At 54.8% G+C, this 19,357-nt stretch carries 18 protein-coding genes; 11 read left to right on the top strand and 7 right to left on the bottom strand.

Annotated elements, in window-relative coordinates:
• Window positions 1-118: 118 nt before the first annotated feature.
• Complete coding sequence (locus DSCA_RS12385) at window positions 119-1,783, bottom strand: IS1634 family transposase (protein ID WP_155315006.1); 1,665 nt, start codon at window positions 1,781-1,783, stop codon at window positions 119-121.
• Window positions 1,784-2,035: 252 nt separating this feature from the next.
• Between DSCA_RS12385 and DSCA_RS12380 the strand changes: the two genes are divergently transcribed.
• The gene (locus DSCA_RS12380; RefSeq protein ID WP_155316728.1) at window positions 2,036-2,509 is read left to right on the top strand and encodes an RHS repeat domain-containing protein; all 474 of its coding nucleotides are present in this window, start codon (window positions 2,036-2,038) and stop codon (window positions 2,507-2,509) included.
• A 195-nt stretch (window positions 2,510-2,704) separates the two neighbouring features.
• On the opposite strand, the gene tnpC is transcribed toward DSCA_RS12380, so the two are convergent.
• Window positions 2,705-4,096, bottom strand: a complete 1,392-nt coding sequence (gene tnpC / locus DSCA_RS12375) for an IS66 family transposase (protein ID WP_155314961.1) — start codon at window positions 4,094-4,096, stop codon at window positions 2,705-2,707.
• 130 nt (window positions 4,097-4,226) lie between these two features.
• On the opposite strand from tnpC, the gene DSCA_RS12370 reads away from it, so the two are divergent.
• From DSCA_RS12370 to DSCA_RS12355, 4 genes are all read left to right on the top strand, one after another.
• Window positions 4,227-4,913 (top strand): RHS repeat-associated core domain-containing protein, encoded by a 687-nt coding sequence (locus DSCA_RS12370; RefSeq protein ID WP_167527740.1) that lies wholly within the window; start codon window positions 4,227-4,229, stop codon window positions 4,911-4,913.
• A 4-nt stretch (window positions 4,914-4,917) separates the two neighbouring features.
• Complete coding sequence (locus DSCA_RS12365; RefSeq protein ID WP_155316726.1) at window positions 4,918-5,352, top strand: hypothetical protein; 435 nt, start codon at window positions 4,918-4,920, stop codon at window positions 5,350-5,352.
• A gap of 123 nt (window positions 5,353-5,475) precedes the next feature.
• Window positions 5,476-5,832: a hypothetical protein gene (locus DSCA_RS12360; RefSeq protein WP_155316725.1), complete on the top strand. Its 357-nt coding sequence runs from the start codon at window positions 5,476-5,478 to the stop codon at window positions 5,830-5,832.
• Between the two features lie 481 nt (window positions 5,833-6,313).
• Entirely contained in the window at window positions 6,314-6,496 is a 183-nt protein-coding gene (locus tag DSCA_RS12355; protein ID WP_155316724.1) for a hypothetical protein, read from the top strand.
• A gap of 468 nt (window positions 6,497-6,964) precedes the next feature.
• On the opposite strand, the gene DSCA_RS12350 is transcribed toward DSCA_RS12355, so the two are convergent.
• On the bottom strand, window positions 6,965-7,171 hold the full coding sequence (locus tag DSCA_RS12350; RefSeq protein WP_331457159.1) for an NAD(P)H-hydrate dehydratase: 207 nt from the start codon (window positions 7,169-7,171) through the stop codon (window positions 6,965-6,967).
• A 254-nt stretch (window positions 7,172-7,425) separates the two neighbouring features.
• Between DSCA_RS12350 and DSCA_RS12345 the strand changes: the two genes are divergently transcribed.
• Window positions 7,426-8,559 (top strand): ATP-binding protein, encoded by a 1,134-nt coding sequence (locus DSCA_RS12345; RefSeq protein WP_155316722.1) that lies wholly within the window; start codon window positions 7,426-7,428, stop codon window positions 8,557-8,559.
• 217 nt (window positions 8,560-8,776) lie between these two features.
• Here the strand turns inward: DSCA_RS12345 and DSCA_RS12340 are convergent, their stop codons facing one another.
• From DSCA_RS12340 to yedE, 4 genes are read right to left on the bottom strand one after another with little or no spacing between them, the layout of a single operon-like run.
• The gene (locus DSCA_RS12340) at window positions 8,777-9,634 is read right to left on the bottom strand and encodes an NAD(P)H-hydrate dehydratase (RefSeq protein WP_155316721.1); all 858 of its coding nucleotides are present in this window, start codon (window positions 9,632-9,634) and stop codon (window positions 8,777-8,779) included.
• Window positions 9,622-10,179, bottom strand: coding sequence for a DUF3343 domain-containing protein (locus DSCA_RS12335; RefSeq protein WP_231716464.1), 558 nt, complete (start codon window positions 10,177-10,179; stop codon window positions 9,622-9,624). Before DSCA_RS12335 ends, DSCA_RS12340 begins: the two co-directional genes overlap by 13 nt.
• 1 nt (window position 10,180) lies before the next feature.
• Window positions 10,181-10,399 (bottom strand): sulfurtransferase TusA family protein, encoded by a 219-nt coding sequence (locus tag DSCA_RS12330; protein ID WP_155316719.1) that lies wholly within the window; start codon window positions 10,397-10,399, stop codon window positions 10,181-10,183.
• A gap of 11 nt (window positions 10,400-10,410) precedes the next feature.
• Window positions 10,411-11,529, bottom strand: a complete 1,119-nt coding sequence (gene yedE / locus DSCA_RS12325) for a YedE family putative selenium transporter (protein ID WP_269434670.1) — start codon at window positions 11,527-11,529, stop codon at window positions 10,411-10,413.
• A 410-nt stretch (window positions 11,530-11,939) separates the two neighbouring features.
• Between yedE and DSCA_RS12320 the strand changes: the two genes are divergently transcribed.
• From DSCA_RS12320 to DSCA_RS12300, 5 genes are all read left to right on the top strand, one after another.
• Window positions 11,940-13,445 (top strand): succinate CoA transferase, encoded by a 1,506-nt coding sequence (locus DSCA_RS12320; protein ID WP_155316717.1) that lies wholly within the window; start codon window positions 11,940-11,942, stop codon window positions 13,443-13,445.
• 234 nt (window positions 13,446-13,679) lie between these two features.
• Window positions 13,680-14,774 carry a FecCD family ABC transporter permease gene (locus DSCA_RS12315; protein WP_231716462.1) on the top strand — a complete coding sequence of 365 codons (1,095 nt, stop codon included), beginning with the start codon at window positions 13,680-13,682 and terminating at the stop codon, window positions 14,772-14,774.
• A complete protein-coding gene (locus DSCA_RS12310) occupies window positions 14,771-15,523 on the top strand; it encodes an ABC transporter ATP-binding protein (RefSeq protein ID WP_155316716.1) in 753 nt (250 codons plus the stop codon). Before DSCA_RS12315 ends, DSCA_RS12310 begins: the two co-directional genes overlap by 4 nt.
• Before the next feature lie 201 nt (window positions 15,524-15,724).
• Entirely contained in the window at window positions 15,725-16,816 is a 1,092-nt protein-coding gene (locus tag DSCA_RS12305; protein WP_155316715.1) for an iron ABC transporter substrate-binding protein, read from the top strand.
• 357 nt (window positions 16,817-17,173) lie between these two features.
• Complete coding sequence (locus DSCA_RS12300; protein WP_155316714.1) at window positions 17,174-19,324, top strand: TonB-dependent receptor; 2,151 nt, start codon at window positions 17,174-17,176, stop codon at window positions 19,322-19,324.
• Window positions 19,325-19,357 lie beyond the last annotated feature (33 nt).

Here is a 19,357-nt window from a genome sequence, read left to right as displayed (position 1 = left end):
AACAGAATACTCAGATATCAAATTGTTAGGTTGAAAACAGGCCCAATTTGCGGCCTTAAGGCCTTAAAACGTACATTCCGCACCCCAAGCAGCAACGATTCGACTATTTTTCATCGCTTTATGGGGCTGTGAATGTGTCAGTTGTGACGCCAAGCGCTTTCAAATACTCAAGCTGAACAGCTTTCAATGGTTTTGCCAACTGTCTGTGGTTCCCGATGGAAACGACCATGATTGAAGAGAACTTGGTCGTCATCATAAAGCTGGTCGGCTTTCTGGTTTTGCGTCGCACCCAACCGGGCAACTCACAGTCATTGGTCTCGACATACTGGCGCATGGAACGCTCCATCAAACGCCAGATCAAAAGGGAGATCAGCAATACCAGGCCCAACACTTCGATCCGCTGGGCCTTTTTCAGAAAAATGCTGTTTACGATGGCCGGGTCCTTCAGGAAGCTGAAGTTCTTCTCGATGCCGATCTGGCTCTTGTAAAGGGAGAGCAGTTCCGGGGCGGACCAGTCGCCTTGTTGGTCCAAAAGATTCGTCAACAGGACAAAGCAACCGGCTTCTTCCCTGAGCGGTTGCACTTTTTGCGGGGCTTCCACAACCGTCGCCGTTACGCGATATTCGTAGCGCAAAACCTTTCGGGGCTTACCGGCCGCAGGCCGGCCGCGACCGTATTTGGGGATTTTTTCAACACCAGCTTGAAGCCGGTGGTAGCTGGACGCGGATTGACGAATCAGTTTGTCTAACGCGACCTGCGCATCGGCCTGACAATAGTACACGGTGTCCGCGAGCTTTTTGCAGTCTTTTTCAAGCTGCTTGCGGTCCTGTTTCAACATGCGATCGATGCGTTTATGACGCCGCTTGTCATGCGCGCTGGAATGCACGACGATCGCCCGGTAGGTTTTTCCGTAAAGCTCGACGGTGCCGTCATAGGCCCGATAGCGGGCAACTGAGCGATTGGGGCGGTCGCGTTCTTCGGCCAGGCGGCCGATGTCGATCCAGTCATCGGCGGCCACGGCTTCACGAATGATCCGGCCGCACTCTTTGTAGGTCGCCGGCAGGCGGGTCAGAAACCAGGTCTGACGCCTGTCGGCTTTCTTCAGATTGTCCTCGGTGACAAATGCAGAGTCGGCCACATAGACGTACGCGCCCGGTTCAAGCCCGTGTCTGGCCATGTATGCGGAGATATTGGTCAGCAGTTCGTTGTTCAAGGTCTTGTCCGAAGCGTTGCCGTCCGTCGTGGTCCCCAAAATGGGGATGTTGCGGTCGACACACAGCATCGATACCAGAAACTGTTTGAGGTCCGGTCGTTTGTCCTTGCTGTAACCATAGGTGATCTCAAACGGTGGATCAACCAGATGGTAATCGCCGAATACACTCACGGAGGTCGTATCGAAATGCAGTCGTCGCGGATCGACGGCAAAAACTGTCAATGCATTCTGCGCGATCTGAGAAAACACCTTCTGGGTACCGGTCTCGAAAATCTGATCCATGGACCGGCCCAAGTTGGTATCGCAAAAGCGTTCCGGTTCGATAGCGGTGCCCAGGAGAAGCTCCGTATCCTTTTCTTCAAAAAATTCGGTCAGACGGTAAAGCGGTGTCCGTCCCGAAAGGGTGTCGAGCACCATGCCGAATACAGCCATGCCGGGGCTCAATTCCATTTGAGAACCGACCATCCGGTCGATGGTCTCCACCAGACCGATTTTTTGTGCATAAGCCTTGACGATCGGCAGATGCCTGACCTCGGTGATGGTCAAACTTTCAGTGTCAAGCGGTGGCATGTCCCCTCCTTTGAACTGTTGTTGTCAAGATTGGGGGTAACGTACCAGCAACTAGTTGAAATGTCTAGGTATTTTTATTTTACAGTAAATACAATATGTTAAATCGCCTATGTGGTTATTTTTGAACGATAAAAAATTTCCTAAAATCGATTCTCACGGGTGCGGAATGTAAGTTAAAAAGATGTTCTTGGTAAAAAAAATAGTGGTATAAGTAATCATCTTGCAAAAGTTCAGAAACTGTTAAGACTGACGGTGGTTGAAGGAGATTTCTTCTTTGCCCGCCGTTTCCTTACCAGCCCCGAAAACGGACAGGCAACCTACGAATACGTCGATCCGCTCAAACGCCTCACAGCCCTGATCAACACCGACGGTTCTTCGCAACCCATCACTCGTTTCGATTATGCCTACGCCGACACCGAGCATCCGGATCAGATCTCTTCGGAAACGGTCACCGACGGGCCGGGCATCAGCTTTGCCGCCGATCAGGTGACCACCTACACGCACAATGTTGTCGAGCAGATGACCAGCGACAGCACCACCGGGGCACTAGCCTACGACGACGCAGGCAACCTGATCCAGGGATATACACCTGCCGGCCATCCGTTCACCGCAGCATACGATGCGGAGAACCGGCTGGTGTCCATCGAGTATGCGGATGGAGGGACCACCTACAAGACCGAGTTCGTATATAGCGCCTTCAGTTTTATGGGACAGATAAAAAAATGAGAACAGTTCTCCTGTGAGCGATATGCGCATCGTTCGCGATGGATTGCTGGCGCTCCAAGAGCGCGACGGCACGAATCAGCTTACCCGCGAATACACCTGGGGGGCGAACATGGGTGGCGGGATCGGCGGATTGCTGAATATGCGCCAAGGTGGTATGGATTATACGTACGCGTTCACGGGATATTCCCGTATGAATCAAATCCAGGAAAGGTCAGGCATTATATTACGAAAGTAGGAAGCAATACATTCCACGAGAAATGGGAACGTGGGCTTTTCATTTAAACGGCAGGTCTCTTTCAGTGACAAGATCCGCTCGACCCACCGATTACCCTTTTCGCTTTGGGTTCCCAGACTGCGTTTTCGCCACAGCACACCAAAACGTAAGGCCCGCTCAGCGCGATTATTTGTAGGTTCGACGCCATGGTGATCGAGAAAGGTCCACAGACTGTCCATTTCCCGTACGATCTGACGGGCAAGTCTACCAGCATCGGTCTTGTCCTCCTCCCAAAGGGAGACGGTGAACAAGAAGAACGTATAAAAATCCGACCACTGTTTTGAGTCGGGAGGTTCTTTGGCAAACGATACCAGTTGCCTCAGCCAGGCGGCGACGATTTCTCCGAAGCGGCGAAGGTCGGGTTTCTTTCTTTCCGTCAGGGCATCGGCCTTGCGGATCAGGTGAGCCAGGCAGGTTTGGCGGTGCACCCATTTTTGGTATAGGCCGTATCCATCACTGACCAGAATGCCGTTCCAATCCTGGATTAAGTTTTCGAAGGCCTCCTTAGACCGGTGTGGGTCGATACGATAAAATGCCACCCGTTCATTTACCATGGCCCACAGCCAGTGCAGATCATTTTGCTTAAACCAGGATGTTTCGTCGATGTAGTTACACCAAAAGCGTCGGGCGATCTGGCCGATGCGTTCGTAGACTGGCAATAGCGCATTTGAGGTGCGGTCGACAATTTTCTGGATGGTTCCGGTGGCAATGGGAATGTCTAATACAGATTCGCACAACTTTTTGACATCGTTTCGGCTCATGCCCTTGATGCCGCTCAGTTCACCGATAAAGGCGGTAAAACGAGGACCGTAACCGGTGGACATCTCAGGTGGCAGCATGGCTTTGACCACGTTACCGCAGTTAGGGCAATCGCATTGCTGGAGAAGATAGTGATTGACTTGCATTTCGATTTCGGGAAGCTCAATATGTTGATGTACGTAAAACGTTTTCATCTTTTCCTGATCGAAAGCCGAATGCCCGCATGAGCAACGTTGCGGGGTCAACCAATAGCTCTCGGTCGGGTCCAGCACTTGCTGCTGGTGCGGCTTATGGCCTTTCTGACCGCCTTTAGCCTTTTTGCTCTTTTTTTGCTTTCTCTTCTTCCTCGCAAAAGGTGGATCGGAAGACGGTGGCTTGCTGGAGTTGTGAGAATTTTTCCGGGTCCGAACCTCGAGCTTCTCGAGCCGTTTTTCGTGGAGTGCAATCCGCTGTTCCATATCGAAAAGCGTCCGTTCCAGAGCCATGATGTAATGACGCACCGGCTCTGGCGTCAGTTGCCAATCGAGTTCCGAAAAAGGTCTTTTGAGTGCCATGAAAAGCACCCTATCATAGCCAAAAAGAAAAATCTAGATTTATTTTGAATTATTCCAGATGGTTAGGAACCTTGCTTTTGTGTATTGATTTCGGGGACTTGCGAAGCCAATCGGACCATCAAAGTACCCCGTGAATGCTTACGATTATACGTATTACTACGACGGCAAGGGCAATGTTTCTGCCGTGCTGGATACTGCCTCCGCTGTCGCTGTCGCCTACCGGTACGTTAGTTTCGGAAAGGTGCTGGCCCAAACCGGTGCTCTGGATCAGCCGTTTCAGTTCTCTACCAAGCGCTATTATTCAGAGCTTGGTTTGAATTACTATGGGTTCCGGCTTTACTCACCGTTGATCGGCAAGTGGCTGACTCGTGATCCGTTGGGAGAAGTTGGGGGGATTAACCTCTATGCTATGGTCCAAAATAATCCCATCAATTTTTTAGATCCGTATGGATTAAAAACATTGGGAGAGTATTGGGTACCAGTCGAACATTTTTTTTCTCCTTTTGTGATTGGAACTGCCTCTATCATTTCTGGAGCATGGGTTGGAACTGGCGGAGCATTGTTAACAGCATCTTCTGCAGCAGCAATTCCGGAGACTTTTGGATTTAGTGCATTGGTGATACCAGTTGGAGTTTCCCTGGTTGCCGCAGGTGAATACCAGGTCATGTTTGGAACGACAACGATAATCAATCATGTTAACAACTTAATCAGTACAGACATTCCAACTCTTTCGGATTATTCCGGCCTTTTCCCAGCCTTCCCTTCAGGCCATATAGATCATCATGATACTGGTGCTGGTGACACTTGTGGAGACTAAAAAGATGTATAAATTCTGCGCTGAGACGTTTGCCATTGCCTTTGTCTATTCCCTTTCATTATTAGCAATTCATATTGTTATTACGGGAGTTTTCCGTTTTACAATTCAAGATAGTCTTATCATTCTTATACCTGTTTTTCTGGTAAGCTTTCCTGCTGTTATTTATGGGTATTACATCGGAGTTCGGCGATATTACGCTATCTCGAAAAAGTCACCAAATAGCACTAAAGCAGAGACCACCAATAAAACCTTTTTAAAGACAGTAAAGAGTTTCGCAACTATTTCTTTGATCATCATACCTACATTTATCGGACTGTATTTAATTATCATTGAAAAAAGCTTTTTTATTGGAATTGTAGTATCAACCTTAGGAGCGATTTCCTCAATTCCTGTGTCAAAAAAGATTTATGAATCACTCATTCAAAAAGGAATGTCATAGCATTATATCTTTGTCCAAAATAATCCGGTCAATGCGATTGATCCTTATGGTCTGCTAAATATCCTTATCGGAGGTGGCGGTAGTGCTGTTGGAGTAGGTGGCGTTGAGGGAAGCGCCGGTGTTGTGATTAATCCAGGTGTTGGTGAAAGCAAAGCAGATGTAGGAGTTTTCGGCTCCGGTGGAGGCGGATTAGGAGTAAATGCTTCTGCTGACGCATTTATTGGTTACATTAAAGGCGATATTTCCAATGTGTCAGGCACCACAATAAATCAGAATTGTACCGTCGGTCCCCTTAGCATCACATCGATTGTAGATAATAATACAGGCGATTTTTTAGGCGGAACATTAGGATTAGGTCCTTCTGCTACATTCATTGGTGGATCGGTATCGGGCAGTTTCACTGAGACATATACGTTTAGAGATTTTCTGAATGAGATACGAAACTTCTTCGATAATCCCTATGGAGATCCCTGTAAGTGATTAATATGTCAACACTCCGAAAAAACTATAGAATAATTGTGGCTATGTGGATTGTAATTGGTTCTGTCCTGATGATAGGTTCAGCTTATATTGGTGAGCACATTCTAATCCTTTTATTGCTGTTCACCGCCGGTGTGGGTGTTTACTGCTTGACGCTTAAGTGCCCCTCATGCGGTAAACCCGTCTTGCACAATCCTGTAAAGATTTTGGGTAATGAAGTCTATATCTGGACATCATGGATACCCAAGACATGTACTAAATGTGGAGAAAAGCTATAGTCCAAGACATAAAGCATTCAAGAGCGGCTGAGGCGTAAATCCTCAGCCGCTCTTTTACATAACTTTACGGCTACGACCCTATGATTTCTTGTCGAAATTATGTCAGTTAAAGGTCGATATAATAACGTATAGATCTTTGATATATAGGCAATGCGCTTTCTTTGGAGGGAGGGTACGACCGGATAAATGTCCAAAATAATCCGGTGAATTTTGTTGATCCATTTGGCCTTGATGCTTTAGGTAGGATTGCAATTGGTGCGTCTTCTTCAATGGCGTCTTCTGCGAAAACTGGAAGTAATTTAGCGACAGGTGCAGCTATTGGCGCAGGTTTAGCATTTTTAGGGGTCGAAGCAATAACTGCAGCAGTAGTGGCCGACGTTCTATGAATTTTTATTCCAGATTCTTTATATGCCTATGAAGATTTAGATATTAAGCATTTTATGGAGATGGCCGAAGCGGAAGAACTATTGGAGCAAGCTGAAATACTAAATAATGAATTAGAGTTTTATTGCAGACATACAGGTGGATGTAGAAGTGATGAAACACCATGTCAATGAAGACAACATAATAAGAGTTATGTACCCAGTAGCATCCTAAAAAAAAGGAAGGCCAACCGCTACATCTGGTGGTTGGCCTTTTCCAATGATTAGTTGACTTTCAAATTGCTATCACAGGCAAAAAAATGATGGCGGATTACGCTGATGCTCCAACCTTGTACAGACCAGGTCCTATTTCAGATAACCACAATGAGTTCGTTCGAAATTTTTTAAATTGAACGAAATGATATGGGCAATTCGTCTGCGTGGGAACCCCAGCCAACGAGCGTCAGGGGCTACAAGAAGGGACTACACGCCTCAGGCTAGGACCTTTTCCATGGCCCGGGGCAGATGACGGATCAGATCGGCAACCTGGCTGGCGGGGGTCAAATCGGCCAATGCACCGGCCTCGCGGTTGATCCTCGCCGCTGCGATGGCTGCTGCGGACAGGGAGAGGCCGTTGGAACCGATCAACGCGGCGGCCAGACCGGTCAGCGTATCGCCGGTGCCGCCCATGGCCTCCACGGAGAGTCCGTCGACGCTTTTCAGAATGCCCGATCGGTCGGATAGGTGGCCTGATCCGGGGTCGGAAAGTGATCCGGTGATCCGGGGACGCCCATTAAAGTGCGGGTCAAGTTTAAAAATGGCCTCAAAATGTTCTTAGCCGTTCAGTTTCAGGGTAAAAACCAGCGTCCTAAGCAGATTTTAAAATCCGACTTTACCGAATAGAATTCCGAAAAAGTCTTGACTATTTCGGAATAGATGCCAAAATAGTCTCCATGAAAAGATACCTTGAAAGATATATCCAAGAAGATTTAGATAAAAAAATCATTCTACTGACTGGACCACGCCAAACTGGAAAGACAACGCTATCGAAAATGTTGAAAAACGATTTTGATTATTTCAACTATGATAGTGTTGAAGACAGATTGAGCCTGAATGAAAAGTCCTGGGACCGATCAAAACCCCTGGTTATTTTTGATGAGCTGCACAAGTTAAAAAATTGGAAATCCTGGTTAAAGGGGGTTTACGATACAGAAGGTATACCACCATCCATACTTGTTACAGGCAGCGCCAAATTAGATACTTATAAAAAGGTTGGAGATTCTCTAGCAGGAAGGTTTTTCCAATTTAGAATGCATCCACTGGATCTTAAGGAAATTAATACTTATTTAAAATCAGACGATCTTGAGGCCGAGCTGGATAAACTTCTTCGGATTGGCGGTTTCCCTGAACCATTTCTAAATGGGACCAGCCGATTTTATAATCGTTGGAAAAAATCTCATCTTGATATTATTTTAAAGCAAGACCTAATTGATCTTGAAAATGTCCAACAGATCACTCAGATTGAAACCCTGATCCAATTATTAAAACATAGGGTAGGAAGTCCTATTTCATATAGTTCCCTTGCACAAGATCTGCAGTGTTCGGATAAAACGGTTAAAAGATGGTTAACCATACTTGAAAACATGTATGTTCTTTTTAAAGTTTCACCTTTCCACAAAAATATTGCCAGGGCTATTCAGAAAACGCCAAAGTTTTATTTCTACGATACCGGCCAGGTCCTTGGTGAACAAGGCATTAAGCTTGAAAACACTGTGGCATGCGCCATTCAAAAGGAGTTACATTTCCGGAAAGATTGTCTGGGAGAAGAAGGAAAACTGTATTACCTGAAGGATAAAGATGGCAGAGAAATTGATTTTTGTATAACAGCAAACAACATCCCTTCGCTATTAATAGAGGTAAAATGGAAAGACAGCAGCCTCAGTCCAAATTTTGAAACATTTAAAAAATTCTTTCCCAGCATTAAAATGGTTCAAGTTTCAAAAATACTGAATAGAGAGAAAACATATCCGAATGGGGCTGAACTCAGAACTGCATCCAAATGGTTGTCAAAATTCAAACTATCTTGATAATCATTTTTCAACAAGGAAGATGCACCGGATTTCACCGGTGATTTTGTTGTTACCAAATCTGCGATACCAACCATGGTACAGACCAGGTCCTATTTCAGATAACCACAATGAGTTCGTTTGAAATCATTTAAATTGAATGAAAAGAAATGGGCAATTCGTAGGCGTGGGAACCCCAGCCAACGAGAAATAGGGGCTACAGGAAGCGCTACACGCCTCAGGTAAGGACTTTTTCCATGGCCCGGGGCAGATGACGGATCAGATCGGCGACCTGGCTGGCGGGGGTCAAACTGGCCAATGCGCCGGCCTCGCGGTTGATCATAGCCGCTGCGATGGCGGCTTGGTGCAGGGAGAGACCGTTGGCACCAATCAACGCCGCGGCCAGCCCGGTCAGCGTGTCGCCGGTGCCGCCCATGGCCTCCATGGCGTCGATGGACGGACCGTCGACGCTTTCGAGAATGCCCGACCGGTCGGCCAGACGGTCGATTTCTCCCTTGACCAGCAGATGGCGGGCCGCATTCTTGTGTGAATAGGCTCGCTGAATCAGGTCGGGAACCTTGTTTTCGTCGTGCAGGATGAACCCGCGGGTGTAAAAGGGATGGGGGGCCGCTTCGTCGGCCAGAAAGGCCAGCTCGCCGGCATCCGGCGTGAACAGATCGTATTTGGATGCGCTGCCGCTCATCTTGGCCGCGTACATGAACCCGGCATCGGCGATCAGCAGCGGTCGACGGGGCATTTCCTCCACGGCAAAGCGGACGCGATTGTGCCAGTCCACATCCGGCTGCAGGTAGTGGAAGGTCAGGCTTTCCAGGTCGTATCCGTTAAGATCGCGGACCAGGGTTTCATACAGTCGCCGGCTGCCCTTGCCCAGGCCGATGTCCCCGACGAGAAAACCGGTGACCTTTCCGTTGCCAAGCACCTCCAGGGCCCTGACCGTTGCCGCCAGCAGGGCCGGCGTGCCACGGTTGACGGGTACGGTGTGCCCGCCGATCTGCAGGTCCTGTCCGGAAAGAGAGACGTTGCCCACGGTGAGGGGAAAATCCTCGAACGGTACGGTTCCGACTACGGCGCGCATCGAACCCGGGTCTCCTCGAAAGCCAGTTCCAGGGCATAGCCGCACAGGGTGTGGCCGATCTCTCGGGGGCGGGGCGCTTCATCGATCGTCTTGCCGACCATCTTGCGGGCCAGATAGGGCACATCCGGGCACCCGCCGCCGGAAACGTTGACGATTTTTCGGCTATTCTTCTCTACTGCGATCTTCATGTTGGCCGCGCGCACCATGAGATATTCGCCGAAGTCCTTGACCTGGTAGATGCCGACCGGTTCGAGCAACGGACCGGTGACCGGCACCACCGACAGGGGCGGAAGCCGGTTTTTGTCGAGCAGTCGCAGGATGTTCAGTTCTTCGATCAGGGGAAAGGTGATCACCAGATCGCAGCCCGAGTGGATCTCCGGCGGCGGACCCATCACCTGGACGGTCCAGCCCGCCTGTTTGAGCAGGTTTTCCGCCTGGATGACTTCGCTGGTGTTTTCGAACACCAGAAAGCCGCGGTCTTCCTGACGGACCGCCGCCGGTTTCTTTTTATTCGGGTTGCTTCTGAGAAAATTGAAAAATCCCACGCTATCCCCTGGTAATGCAGATCTGGTAGCCCTCGCCATCCGGCTTTACGCCGGTTACGGTGCATCCCTGGCTTTGGGCAGCCCGGGATACGTTCTCCTTGGAGGTGTCCGTGTCCACCATGACGATAATTTCCGATTCAGCGCCCTTTTTGATTTCGTCCAGGGTCAGCAACACCGGTTGCGGGCACGACAATCCGCGTGCATCGATGGTTGTGCTCATGATTATCCTCCTTACGCCTTTTTCCGCATGGTAAAGCCGATGAACAGGCAAACGGCCAGTCCGACAACCACGGCGGCGATGCCATGGGGGCCGACGCCCTTGGGGGAGCTGGCCAGACCGAAATTGTGGGCGAAACCGGCTCCGACGATCATTCCCATTACAAATACGGCGGCATCGCCATCGCCCTCACCGGAGAGAAACAACTGTCGACCGGGGCAGCCGCCGGCCAGGGCGAAGGCCAGACCGGCCAGGGCCATCCCGGCAAAATTCCAGACGTGCATGGTGTGGGCCACGGGCTGACCGGCAAAGCCCGGATGGAACTGACCCAGTGCCAGGTTGGTGAGAAAAGCGAACACCACGAGGCTGAGAAAGCCGGTGAGCAGATGGGTCTGACCGAACAGCACCACGTCCCGGATGGCACCCATGGTGCAGAACCGACTGCGCTGGGCCAGAAATCCGATGCCCAATCCCACGATCAGGGCAATGATGAGCGGGGCGTGCATGGCTCCGGGACCCTTGAGGCTGTAGAATAGAACGCCGCTTTTGGGTTGTCCTTCAATCTGTGGATAAATCAGCAGGAGGACCAGAAAACCCAGCATGATCAGCGGCAGCATCCACCCCACCGTGGTGTGGGTGCTCTGGGTGCGACCCAGATTGTAGCCGTTTTTGAGAAAAAGCGTACCGATCCAGATGCCGAAGGTCAAACCCAGCAATCCGAGGATGGCATTGCCGTCGCCGCCGGCCAGCCGCAGCACCGCCCGCCACGGACATCCCAGAAAGACCAGTGCCCCGATCATGGCAAAGGCGCCCAGAACGAAGCGGACAATGGGCGCCGAACCCACCCGGGGCCGGAACTCCTTGAACAGATAGGCGGCAATCATCGAACCGATGACGAACCCGATGATCTCCGGACGGATGTATTGGACCACGCCGGCCCGGTGCAGCCCCAGTGCACCGGCCATGTCGCGTTCGAAACAGGCCACACAGATGCCCATATTGCCGGGGTTTCCCAGGTTCTGCAGCAGCGATGCCAGAATGCCGATGGTTCCTCCCACGCTGACAATTCCCCAACGGCTGGCAAAAAAGTTCTTCATGATGTCCGCGTCCTCCTTTCCGCAGGTGTGATGTATTAACTTGTTATGAGTATAGACCCATTTTCACGAAACCCCGGCGAAGTCCAATTCATAATTTTGATCGGCCGCCGATGCGATATACATTCTGTCAATATGGTGCCCCGCAGAAATGAGGACATGGGCTGCTATACCGGGTTGCCACGTGTCCGCCTGCCGGTTCCCCGTTCACGAATCGCTGTCGGATGATTCGAGCCGTCACCGAATCGAACAACCTGAAAAAAAATCGGACACGCATCGATCCTTTGGTCGACAGGCGCCTGGCCCGTGAAGGGGGTCACGGGCGATGGATGCTCAGGCTTGTCGAGCAATGGTGCCCACTCACGACATCTGGCACAGCGGTTGCTGATCAAGACGGGAACACGGCGAGTTGCCGATCATTTCTATAACCGATGGAGGAAATCTGAAACATGGCAGCATACGGACCCTATCCGATTTTAACGGCGGCAGAAGTCGCCCGTACCGTGGCCAATGGCCAGACCGTCTCTTTCTCAGGCTTTACGCCCGCCGGCGCGGCCAAAGCCGTACCCGAAGCCCTGGCGGACTATGCCCGTGAACAGCATGCCGCCGGCAATCCCTTTCAGATCAGGGTGCTCACCGGCGCTTCCAGCGGGCACAGCATTGACGAGGACCTGGCCGCCGCCGAGGCGATTTCCTGGCGCTGCCCCTACCAGACCGGTAAAGCCCTGCGACGGCAGATCAACCGCCAGCAGGTGGAGTATGTGGATATGCACCTGTCCCATGTTCCCCAGATGGTGGCCTGGGGGTTTCTGGGCGACATCGATCTGGCCGTGGTCGAGGCCACCGAGATTACGCCGGATGGCCGGGTCTACCTGAGCACCTCCATCGGGGCCTCCCCGACCTACCTGAAATACGCCAAGCGCGTGGTGATCGAACTCAACCGTCACCAGTCCCCGCGGTTAAGGGAAATGGCCGACATCCTGGTCATGCCGCCGCCGCCTCACCGGAATCCGATTCCCATTCACGACCCCCTCTCGCGCGTCGGGTGGCCCTATGCCCAGGTGGACCCGGGCAAGGTGGTCGGGGTCGTTGAAAACGATGCGTCGGACCAGGTCGGCGGATTCAGCGAACCGGATGCCGTCAGCCAGGCCATTGGTGGTCATGTGGCCGACTTCCTGGGGCGGGAGATGGCCTGCGGCCGCATTCCCTCCGATTTTTTGCCGATCCAGGCGGGGGTGGGCAATATCGCCAACGGGGTGATGACCGCCATGGGAAGTTCTCCTCATATTCCTCCATTTTTCATGTACTCGGAGGTTTTCCAGGATTCCCTGGTGGACTTGATGATCGGTGAGCGTTTGCTGGGCGCCAGTGCAACGAGCCTCACCGTGACGGCCGGCAAACTGAAGGAGATCGTGGACAACATCGATTATTTTGGACCCCGAATCGTCCTCAGACCGCAGGAAATTTCCAATCACCCCGGTGTGATCCGGCGGTTGGGGGTGATTGCCATCAACACGGCCCTCGAGATCGACATATACGGCAATGTCAATTCCTCCCATGTATACGGCATGGACATTATGAACGGCATTGGCGGGAGCGGTGAATTTACACGCAACAGCTATCTGTCCATTTTTATGGCGCCATCGGTGGCCAAAGGCGGCGACGTCAGCACCATCGTGCCCATGTGCCCCCACATTGACAACAACGAGCATTCCGTCGGGGTGGTGGTGACGGAGCAGGGTCTGGCGGATTTACGCGGCCTGGGACCCCGGCACCGCGCCCGAGCCATTATCGACCGCTGCGCCCATCCGGCCTACCGGGACATCCTGCATGGCTATCTCCGGGACTCGCGATTGGGGCATATCAGCCATAACCTCGAGCACTGTTTCGATCTGCACCGCAATCTGATGGCCCACGGGTCGATGTTGCCGGTCGGGGTGCGCCGGGTTGCTTGAACATGGGGTGCAACGCCCCTTCGAATGATTTTTATTCTACGAAAAAGGGTTGACGGACAGGCGTCGATTGGGTATATGCCACTAACATATGCAGGGCGGCAGAAGCGGCCCTTTTTCTGAACCGGCAGCATCCCGATCCTTACGGGTCGAACCCGCCACGTCAGCCAAGCCATGAAGGCCACGCACCCCAGCAATGGGTGAGCGCTTTCGTGGCTTTTTTATTTGGAGGAAGACATGCTGAAACCATCGTGGCGCGGCGGCGATGCCCGCGGAAAAATCGGCAGCCAGGCGTTGACCCTGGGGCCGGCCGTCCCGCCATCGGGAACGGTGACCGAGGCCTTTTTAGGCTATGTTCGCGGCAAACGCACCCTGATGATGTCTCTGATGGGGCTGACCGCCTTTCTGGCCGTGCTGGCCGTGACCCAGGGGGCCTATGACATCACCCCGAAACACCTGCTGCGGGTCCTGATGGGCGCGACCGTCGGACCCGCCGATATTGTCGTCTGGAAGATCCGGCTGCCCCGGATCATCTCGGCCATCGTGGTCGGCTGGGGCCTCTCCCTGTCGGGCCTGAGCATCCAGTCCCTGTTGAAAAACCCGTTGGGCTCCCCGTCAACCCTGGGGATCAGCCAGGGGGCGGCGTTCGGCGCGGCAGCCGCCATCGTGTGCTTCGGTCAGCAGATGGTTTCGGTGACCGTCTTTGCCTTTGTCGGCGCCATGGGGGCCACGGCCGTGATCATGGTGCTGGCCGGGCTTCGGCGGCTTTCCCCCGAGGCCATCATCCTTTGCGGTGTGGCCCTGTCGTCCCTGTTCGCCTCGGCAACGGTGCTGGTTCAGTACCTGGCCTCGGACACCCAGCTGGCCGTGGTCGTCTTCTGGACCTTCGGCGATGTGGCCCGCGCCGGATGGGCCGAGATCGGCCTCCTGGCCGCCGCGGTGACCGTTGCCTCCCTCTTTTTGATCTACCGGCGATGGGATTTGAACGCCATGGCCGCCGGGGAAGAGACCGCCAGGGGGCTGGGCGTGAGCGTCGGCCGCATGCGGATTTACGGCATGCTGGCGGCCGCCCTGGTGGCCGCCCTGGCCACGGCATTTCACGGCGTGATCGCCTTTGTGGGGCTTATCGCGCCGCACATTGCCAAGCGGCTGGTGGGCGCGGACCATGGTCTGCTGATCCCGTTTTCGGCCATCATCGGTGCCATGCTGCTGCTGGGGGCCGATACCATCGGGCGGGCGGTGATCGGTTCCGGCGCCCTGCCGGTGGGCATCGTCACGTCTTTCATGGGGGCCCCCATGTTTCTCTTCCTGCTGGTCCGGGGCTATCGATGATCCTGTCGGTAGATGACGTCCGTTTTTCCTACAACAGCCATCCCGTGCTGGACGACGTCTCGTTTTCCGTGGGAAAGGGGCGCATACTGGCCATCCTGGGGGTTAACGGGGCCGGCAAGTCGACCCTGCTCAAATGTCTCAACCGGATTCTGAAACCCCGGTCAGGGGCGGTGTTCCTGGGACGGGAAAACCTTTTCGAGCTGCCCCGGGATGCCGTTGCCCGGCGAATGGGATATGTCCCCCAGCAGCACGCGCAGGCCCAGCTTACCGTATACGAGGCCGTCCTTCTGGGCCGCAGGCCCCACATGGGGCTGAGGGTGGGGGACGCCGATCTTGCCGTGGTCGAAGAAACGCTGGAACGGATGGGACTTTCCGGGCTGGCCCTTCGCCCCGTGTGCGACCTGAGCGGGGGAGAAGTACAGAAGGTCATGATTGCAAGGGCCCTGGCCCAGTCGCCGACCGTCCTGCTCCTGGACGAACCCACCAGCAACCTGGACCTGAAAAACCAGATGGACGTGATGGACCTGATTCGATCCGTGGTGGTTGAGAACGGTCTCATGGCCGCGGTCGCCATCCACGACCTGAATCTGGCCGTTCGTTTTGCCGATCGATTCCTCTTTCTCAAAAACCATCGGGTTCATGCACTGGCCGCCAGGGAGGATCTGGACGCAGGGGTTATCGAAGACGTTTATGGCCTCGAGGTCCAGGTGGCAACGGTGGGCGGACATCGGGTGGTGGTGCCGGTGTGAATGTTGACGGATTCTTAAAAAAGCCGATATCTGCGTTACGCTTCATCCCTCGTCACTGCGGAGTACCGTAAGTACGCTGCCTACGGCACCCGCGATAGCGGTATTCTCGGTCTTCGCAAGCCTTGATCTCGGCTTTTTTACGAACCCGTCGGAAAAACGACTTTTTACAAGGACATCAATGTTGATAGTGAGGAGCAACCAATGAAGTACAGAATCTGGCTGCCGGTGATGTTGCTACTGGTGTGGATGGCCACGCCTGTACTGGCGCAGTCGCTGACCGTCACCGATATGGCCGGGCGCAGTGTGCGTGTGCCGGCCGAACCGGATCGGATCGTCTGCCTCGGCCCCGGCGCCCTGCGGCTGATCGTCTATCTGGATGCCCAGGACCGGGTGGCGGGGGTCGAGGCCATGGAAAAACGCTTTGCTGCCGGCCGCCCCTACTGGTTGGCCCAGCCGCAACTGCACACCCTTCCCGTTGTCGGTCCCGGCGGGCCGGGGGCCATCAACAAGAAGCCGGACATGGAGGCCGTGCTCAGGATTGGGCCCGATCTGATTTTTGCCACCTACATGGATGCGCCGCTGGCCGACGAGGTGGCCGCTACCCTGGGGATTCCCGTGGTGGTGCTCAGCTACGGGGAATTGTCCCGATTCGACCGGGCCGTATACCATTCGCTTGAACTGGCCGGCAGGATCCTCAACCGCCAGCGGCGGGCCGACGAGGTGGTAAAATATATCGAGGATCTGCGCGCAGAATTGAAGCGGCGGACGGCCGACACCCATGACGGGGAGAAACCCGGCGTTTTTGTGGGCGGCATCGGCTACCGGGGTGCCCACGGCATCACCAGCACGCAGCGTAACTACATACCGCTGGACTGGAATCATGCCGTCAACCTGGCCGGACGGGTGGACGCCGCCATCGGCAGCCACGTTTTCGTGGACAGGGAGGTCCTCCTGGGCCTCGACCCCGAGGTCATTTTTATCGACGGGGCCGGTCGGGACCTGGTGGCCGAAGACTACCGCAAACGGCCGGATTTTTACCGCGCCCTGTCGGCTTTCCGGAGCCGGAAGGTATACCGCCTGCTGCCCTTTAATTTTTACACCACCAACATCGGCACTGCGATGGCTGATGCCCTTGCCATCGGCAAGACCCTCTACCCGTCGCGGTTTGCCGATGTGGACCCGGCCGAACGGGCCGATGCGATATACGCTTTTCTGGTCGGGCGGCCGGTCTACGATCAAATGGCCGCAGACTATGGCCCGGTGGGGGAACCCGTGAGGTTCCTGCAGCCATGAACGCCGCATTCAGAGGGGACGATCAATAACAAACGGTCCATGAATGGCCGGCCGTCCACGGCGGGAAACCGGCGGCGCCAAGCCGCCTGGCGTTAATGATTCACAACGGGGAGGAGGGGATACTCGGCGGATGCAGCGCATTCCATGACGCGGCCTGCCGGCTGCCACGGGCGGAACCGGCAGCGGCATCGGAAGGCTCGGGCAGCGGATGCAACGCATCATCTTTTTTCAAGCGAAGCCAGGAAGACTTCAGCCACATAGTGACTTCGTCACGGGGTTCGGCCCGGCAGGTGGGATACCGCCGGGGCATGAACCGAGACATGGAACCTGTTACTCAGCTTGAAAGGAGATGGTCGAATGCAGAAAGCCGTTTTTTTTATGATAACCTTCACCCTCATGGTTCACGGCGGTGCGGTTTTGGCTTCGGATGACGTGCATACCCTGGAGGACATTACCGTCCTGGGCGAGGGCACCGTTTCGCCCGAGCAGCAAATCCAGCGGATCGACATCGCGGACACGGGCGCGGCGGTGGCGGCGACCCTGCCCGATGTGCTCGGCAAGACATCGGGTATCGATGTGCAGAAGCGGTCGGTCCTGACGCCCAAGAGCAGCCAGGTCAGGATCCGCGGATTCGACGAGCGCCGGTCACTGATCATGCTGGATGGACGGCCGCTCAACGGCACCGGTGTCATGGGCGGTCAGTTCGTGGACTGGAGCAGCATATCCCTCCAGCATTGGGAATCGGTCGATGTGGGCAAGGGTGCCTTCAGCGCAAAATACGGAAACACCCTGGGCGGTATCATCAACCTGGTCCCGGCCAAACTCAGCCGGGAGCCTGCCGCCACGGCCGCCGCCGGGTACCAGCGCTACGACACCTGGTCGCTGGACGCCGCTGCCTCGGGGCGGACCGACTCACTTGGGGGGCGCTTCTCGGCCGGCTACCTGGAAACCGACGGCCACCTCAGGAACAGCGAGGCGGAGCGGGTCGCCCTTTCCGGAGAGATAACCGGTTTCTGGGGCGATGACGGCGAAATTACGGCCGGCATCCGATACACCGATGGCGATTACGGCATGCCGGTGGCCAACCAGGCCGGCACCCCCGGATTGGATCCCCGTTACCCGGAAAGTATCGGCAGCTATCTCATCGGTCCGGGAATCCGTTTTCCCACCGGGGATACCCATGGGGACAACAGCACCTATACCAAAAAACGCACCGAACTGGACCTGGGGGTGCAAAAACAACTGGCCGGCGTTGATGCCGAGGTAAAACTGTATTTCAATACCGAAGACCGCACGGATACCATCACCTCATATGACCAGGGTGTGGTGGTCCTGGAACGGGACGCCACCCCCGACCGCTCCTGGGGGTGGGTCGCGCGATGCGAAAAAGCGGTGGCCGCCCATCGACTGGGCGCCGGCATCGACGGGAACTACCAGGGATACGGCGGCACGGAGAACACCTACGTCCGCTCCGGATACTTCCCCGTTCCGCCGACGGACGGCGGCGACGAGTGGGACGGCACCCGCTGGCACGGGGCGTACGTCGACGACCAGTGGGCGCTGGCCGACCGGCTGGACCTTTACGTCGGACTCCGCTACGAAGACTACTACGGGGACCGTACCGTGGATCAGGTTTCCGGCTACAGCGGGGGGCGGCCGGCCGGATACGAACCGGTCGAGGCCCGATTCGATGAAGAGGTGCTTCTGCCCAAGCTGGGAATGGTATACCGTCCGGCCGACGGCCTGTCCCTGTTCGGCCGTTTTGCCCGGGCGACCCGCTTTCCCGACAATCCGGCGTTTTACTGGTACTACGGCGGCTACCGGCCGGAAGTGGACCCCGATTCCGATGTGGTCCGTAGCGATCTCACCTATGAGGACGCCCTTCAATACGAGGCGGGGGCGACCTTTACCGGGCTGCCGGGCCTGAGGGTGTCGCTGAGCGGGTACACCTACCGGGTCGATGACTACATCCGCTGGATTTTCGGCTACTCGCCCAGTCGGGTGGTCTACAACATCGATCAGGTGGAATTCACCGGGGTGGAACTGGACATGGAGGGGCGCATCTGGAACGGTCTGTCCGCCTTTTTCAATTTCACCTGGCAGGATACCCGGAAAACGGGCGATGTGCTCGATGCCAGCAACGCGTTGAGCGATTCGCTTTCCGAACTGCCCGACTATAAATTCAATGCGGGCATCCAATACCGGCGCGACGATGGTCTGCTGGCAACAGCTGCCGTGCGCTGGGTGGATGACCGGCAGGTCCCCTTTATCGACAGCAACAGCTCTTCAAGTCCGGACGGCGCTCCGGTCGGCAGCCGTGTCACGCTGATGGATCTGGACGCCTATGCGGTGGTGGCGCTTTCCGTGCGCTGCCCGTTGTGGAAAGGACGGACCCGGGGATTTTTAACCGCTGGTGTGGACAATCTCTTCGATGAGCGGTACGAGGAGGAATACGGCTTCCCCGCCATGGGGCAGACCTTTTTCATCAGTGCCGGGTTCGAGATCTGACGATTAGGAAAAATGTGCGGTCCGCCGCAAGGC

It is taken from the genome of Desulfosarcina alkanivorans (assembly GCF_009688945.1).
Classification (GTDB): Bacteria; Desulfobacterota; Desulfobacteria; order Desulfobacterales; family Desulfosarcinaceae; genus Desulfosarcina; species Desulfosarcina alkanivorans.
The sequence above is the reverse complement of the archived record's forward strand: the minus strand, read 5'-3'. Positions and strand labels throughout refer to the sequence as shown.

Excerpts from the sequence above, each read along its gene's own strand:
- DSCA_RS12330 (WP_155316719.1), bottom strand. The coding sequence starts at position 10,399 with ATGAGCACAACCATCGATGCACGCGGATTGTCGTGCCCGCAACCGGTG.
- DSCA_RS12365 (WP_155316726.1), top strand. The coding sequence starts at position 4,918 with ATGTATAAATTCTGCGCTGAGACGTTTGCCATTGCCTTTGTCTATTCC.
- DSCA_RS12300 (WP_155316714.1), top strand. The coding sequence starts at position 17,174 with ATGCAGAAAGCCGTTTTTTTTATGATAACCTTCACCCTCATGGTTCAC.
- DSCA_RS12345 (WP_155316722.1), top strand. The coding sequence starts at position 7,426 with ATGAAAAGATACCTTGAAAGATATATCCAAGAAGATTTAGATAAAAAA.
- DSCA_RS12305 (WP_155316715.1), top strand. The coding sequence starts at position 15,725 with ATGAAGTACAGAATCTGGCTGCCGGTGATGTTGCTACTGGTGTGGATG.
- DSCA_RS12310 (WP_155316716.1), top strand. The coding sequence starts at position 14,771 with ATGATCCTGTCGGTAGATGACGTCCGTTTTTCCTACAACAGCCATCCC.
- tnpC (WP_155314961.1), bottom strand. The coding sequence starts at position 4,096 with ATGGCACTCAAAAGACCTTTTTCGGAACTCGATTGGCAACTGACGCCA.
- DSCA_RS12320 (WP_155316717.1), top strand. The coding sequence starts at position 11,940 with ATGGCAGCATACGGACCCTATCCGATTTTAACGGCGGCAGAAGTCGCC.
- DSCA_RS12340 (WP_155316721.1), bottom strand. The coding sequence starts at position 9,634 with ATGCGCGCCGTAGTCGGAACCGTACCGTTCGAGGATTTTCCCCTCACC.
- DSCA_RS12315 (WP_231716462.1), top strand. The coding sequence starts at position 13,680 with ATGCTGAAACCATCGTGGCGCGGCGGCGATGCCCGCGGAAAAATCGGC.
- DSCA_RS12385 (WP_155315006.1), bottom strand. The coding sequence starts at position 1,783 with ATGCCACCGCTTGACACTGAAAGTTTGACCATCACCGAGGTCAGGCAT.